Raw genomic sequence first — 1,109 nt, 5'->3', positions numbered from 1 at the left:
CCACCGCCGGCGTCGCGGCGGGCTAAGGCTCCTGAGCCATAGCCGCGGGACAGGTTCGCGCCTGTCCCGCGGCTACGCTGAGCCATGACCGATCGACAGAAGACCTGGCACGAAAAACACACCGCTTCCCTCAGCACGGGCCAGCGCGCCGCCGACCTCATGCGGAACGGAATGGGAAGCTGGCCCTTCGTGGGAGGCTTCATCGGTTTCATGTTGATCTGGGCCGCCATCAATACCCTGGCTTTGGCCACCAATTCCTGGGACCCCTACCCGTACATCCTGCTGAACCTGCTGTTGTCGATGCTGGCCGGGCTCCAGGGCGCCATTCTTCTCATCGCCGCCAAACGGCAGGACGCCATCGCCGCGGCGATGGCGCAGCACGACTACGACACGAATGTGAAGGCGAAGGAAGAGATCGAACTGCTGATGGCCATCAACAGCCAGCAGCTCGAAATCCTCCAGGAACTTAAAGAGCTGGCGACGTCGAAGGCCCTGAACTAGGCGCCCCTATCGTGGCACTGGACGGCTGCACAACGCGGGGCCGGTGTTGCCGTCGGATGGTCCATTGAGCCGGGCCGCCGGCACCCGGTTAGCTGAGTACCATCAGCGTTCCGCACCAATGACGTTCAGGACACATCGTGACTTTGCAGCAAGATCGGGCCAATGGAGCCCCCGGCCTTTGGACCGACGCACGGAGCGGCGGCCGCCCCCAGAACACTCCCGCCGAGGCCCCGTGCCCGGACGACTGCCACTTCTGCTCGGGTCCTGAAACGGACTGACGCCGGGCCGCCCGGCGCCGGCTTCCCGCGCCGGGGACCCTTTTCGCAGCCCGGTAGAAATCGCCGGTAGAATCAGGGGAGTCCCGCGGCCGGAAACGGCGGCGGGCAGCCATGGCCGCCGCTGGTGAAGGGAGTGTTCCGTGCGCACAGCCGCGAGGTCCCCGTTCCACGCCCTTCGCGCGGCCATGGTGGCAATCACCGCCCTATCCCTGGCGGCCGGCGCCCACACCCTGGCCGGCGCCCAGCTGCCCACCCCCGGCATCCTGCTGGCACTGCTGGCACTGACCGGACTGGCCTCCACCACCGCGACCAGGCTGAGGCTCAATCTCC

Annotated in this window: 1 protein-coding gene and 1 pseudogene; both read left to right on the top strand. The window is 67.0% G+C overall.

What is annotated here, in order from left to right; all coding sequences use genetic code 11:
• Positions 1-84 precede the first annotated feature (84 nt).
• Positions 85-501 (top strand): DUF1003 domain-containing protein, encoded by a 417-nt coding sequence (locus BJQ90_RS14345; protein ID WP_226760922.1) that lies wholly within the window; start codon positions 85-87, stop codon positions 499-501.
• A 418-nt stretch (positions 502-919) separates the two neighbouring features.
• Positions 920-1,109, top strand: a pseudogene (locus tag BJQ90_RS14340) (hypothetical protein); the annotation flags it as partial.

It is taken from the genome of Arthrobacter sp. SO3, assembly GCF_020532825.1.
Lineage (GTDB): Bacteria > Actinomycetota > Actinomycetes > Actinomycetales > Micrococcaceae > Arthrobacter.
Note: the sequence above shows the minus strand (reverse complement) of the source record. Positions and strands in the feature narration are given on the sequence as shown.